This is a genomic window from Hypericibacter sp., assembly GCF_050729195.1.
Classification (GTDB): Bacteria; Pseudomonadota; Alphaproteobacteria; order Dongiales; family Dongiaceae; genus Hypericibacter.
Window position 1 is genome coordinate 1 of the sequence record NZ_JBOHKS010000138.1, and the last position, 2,635, is coordinate 2,635.

At 65.5% G+C, this 2,635-nt stretch carries 3 protein-coding genes; 2 read left to right on the forward strand and 1 reads right to left on the reverse strand.

Features of this window, described 5'->3' with window-relative positions; genetic code table 11:
- Nucleotides 1–270: SDR family NAD(P)-dependent oxidoreductase (locus ACREE8_RS10890; protein WP_431573015.1), on the forward strand; the 270-nt coding region annotated here is incomplete at its 5' end.
- Between the two features lie 16 nt (nucleotides 271–286).
- On the opposite strand, the gene ACREE8_RS10895 is transcribed toward ACREE8_RS10890, so the two are convergent.
- On the reverse strand, nucleotides 287–1,195 hold the full coding sequence (locus tag ACREE8_RS10895; RefSeq protein ID WP_431573016.1) for a polysaccharide deacetylase family protein: 909 nt from the start codon (nucleotides 1,193–1,195) through the stop codon (nucleotides 287–289).
- 212 nt (nucleotides 1,196–1,407) lie between these two features.
- Between ACREE8_RS10895 and ACREE8_RS10900 the strand changes: the two genes are divergently transcribed.
- A partial coding sequence (locus tag ACREE8_RS10900; RefSeq protein WP_431573017.1) for a RidA family protein occupies nucleotides 1,408–2,635 on the forward strand: 1,228 nt, incomplete at its 3' end.

Consider the following 2,635-nt stretch of genomic DNA (forward strand, 5'->3'; position numbering starts at 1 on the left):
GTGCGCACCCTGGCGACCGAGCTGGCGCCGCGCGGGATCCGCGTCAACAGCGTGGCCCCGGGGCCGATCGACACGCCGATCTATGAGAAGATCGCCCTGTCGCCCGCCGATACGGAGAAGCTGCGTATCGACGATGCGAACATCACGCTTCTGAAGCGCATGGGCGCGCCGGCGGAAGTCGGACGCGCGATCGCCTTCCTCGCCAGCGACGCCGCCTCCTACATCACCGGCGCCAATCTGCGCGTCGATGGCGGCTGGACGGACATCTGATCGGCGGCTGTCGGGGTCAGGCGCGCCGCTTGATCTTTTCTTCGAGATAGCCGGGCTGCACCGCATCGGCCGGTAGGCTCGGCGTCTTGCCCTTGCGCCATTGGCGGCAATAATCGCCCACGGTGGTGAAGCGTGCACCCGGCTTGCTCAGCACATGCTCGATCAGCCCCTCGAGGACCGTGAGGCGATGGCCCCGGCCGATCACCTGCGGATGCATGGTGGGCGTGAAGATGCCGTGGCCGATGCGGTCATAGAGATAATCGAACTCGGCCTTCCAGGTCTCGAGCGTCTGGCGCGGTGTCTGGGCGCCCTGCAGCATGCCGACACCGGTCGCGACGAACTCGAACTGCAGGAAGTCGTCGAGATGCCAGGAGACCGGCATCTCCACCAGATCGACCGGCTTGCCGAACTGGAACGGGTCATCGAGGCTGGCGACATCGCCGACGCGGCACCAATAGGGCTCGAAGTCGGAGCCCATCATGCTGCTGTCATACTCGAAGCCATGTTCCAGCAGCAGCGGCACGCTGTGGGGACTGTTGTCCCAGGCCGGTGAGCGATAGCCGGCCGGACGCACGCCAGCAACCGTCTGCAACGCCTCGAGACCCTTCTCCAGGATCCAGCGCTCGCGTTCGGGCGTGACGGCAAGCGGGCTTTCATGGGTCCAGCCATGATGGCCGATTTCGTGACCCGCGGCGGCGATCGCCTCGACTGTCTTGGGATAGGCATAGGCCGTGTGTCCGGGCACATAGAAACTGCCCGGCACCTTGTAATTCTCCAGCACCGCCAGGATGCGGCGCAAGCCGACCGCGCAGAACTCGCCGCGCGACAAGGCCGTGGGCGAAGTTTGGGCGAAGCTGCCGATCCAGACCGAGAGCGCGTCGTAATCGAAGCTCAAGGCGACGGCGACGTCTTTGGCTGTGCTCATCGAAAGCCTCCCTTGACCGGTTCATGGCGTGGCGGTGCTGCGGCGAGATCCTCGACGAGGAGGACCTGCCACCGCTGATCCCAACTATGGCAGGCCGTGAAAAGCCAGGAATAACCCTGCTAGGGTATGGCGTCCAATGACGCTCTGTCCCGAAACTATTCAAGGGCGCCAAGCGTCCCGGCGAGTTCGTCCGGCTCCGATGAGAGGTTCCCGTGAAGCAGCGTCGCGCATCGCCCAAGGGGCATTGGACCTGGCCCATCAAGACCGGTCACCAGCAGAGCGTCCGCGCCGGCCAGATGATCTGGATCGGCGGACAGGGCGATCTCGGCGATAACGGCCAGGCCCGCCATCCCGGCGACCTCGCGGCGCAGATCGCCAGCACCGTCGACAATATCGGCCGCGTTCTCAAGGAGCTGAGCTCGGATCTGCCCGATCTGGTCAAGCTGCTCTGCTTCTATGTGAATGACGGCAGCCTGGACGAGCGGGCTTTCCTCACCCAGGTCGGCAAGCGGCTTCCCGCCGGGACCCGGCCCGCCGTGACGGCGGTACCGGTCCCCTACCTCGCCTATCCCGGTATGCTGGTCGAGATCGAGGGCTACGCCATGCGGGGCGAGGACGATCGCCCGCTGCCGCGAAGCTACGCGCCATCCGAGGGCCTGTCGCCCCTGCCCGCGCCCTTCGCGCCGGCGGTGCGCTGTGGGAAAATGATCTTCATCAGCGGCCAGACGCCGGTCGATGCGCAGGGCCGCCTGGTGCTGCCCAACGACATCATCGGCCAGACCAAACAGGTTGCGAGCCAGATCGGCCGCGCCCTCAAATCCTTCGGTGCCGGTTTTGCCGACGTGGTGAAGCTCAATCGCTGGTATGTCGGCCATGGCACGGTCGAAGATTTCGAGCCCGCCGCGCTGGCCTGCGCCGCGAATTTCACCGAGCCGGGGCCTGCCGCCACCGGCATCCCGATTCCCCGTCACGCGCTGCCCGGCCATCAAATCCGGGTCGAGATGGTGGCGATGCTGGGCGAGGACGGCAGCCATTTGAAGCGCCGCCATGCCTGGCCGGATTCGCTGTGGGACTGGACCATCAAGCTGCCTTATCACCATGGCCTCAAATGCCATGACATGATCTTCCTGGGCGGCCAGGTGTCGCTCGACAAGCAGGGGCGCGCGGTCAATCCCGACAACCTCGCCGCGCAGACGCACCAGTCCATGATTCATATCGGATCGATCCTGAAGGATCTGGGCGCGGACTACCGCGACGTCTGCAAGGTGATCGCCGTCTATGAGGCGCCCAGCGGCGCCAAGCCGCGGCATGAGAGCCTCTCGATCAGCGGATCCTTCTTCCCCGACCCCGGCCCGGCGACGACTGGAATTCCGCTGCCCAAACTGGCCTATCCGAGGATGGTGACGGAGATCGACGTCTTCGCCATGACCGATCCCGACT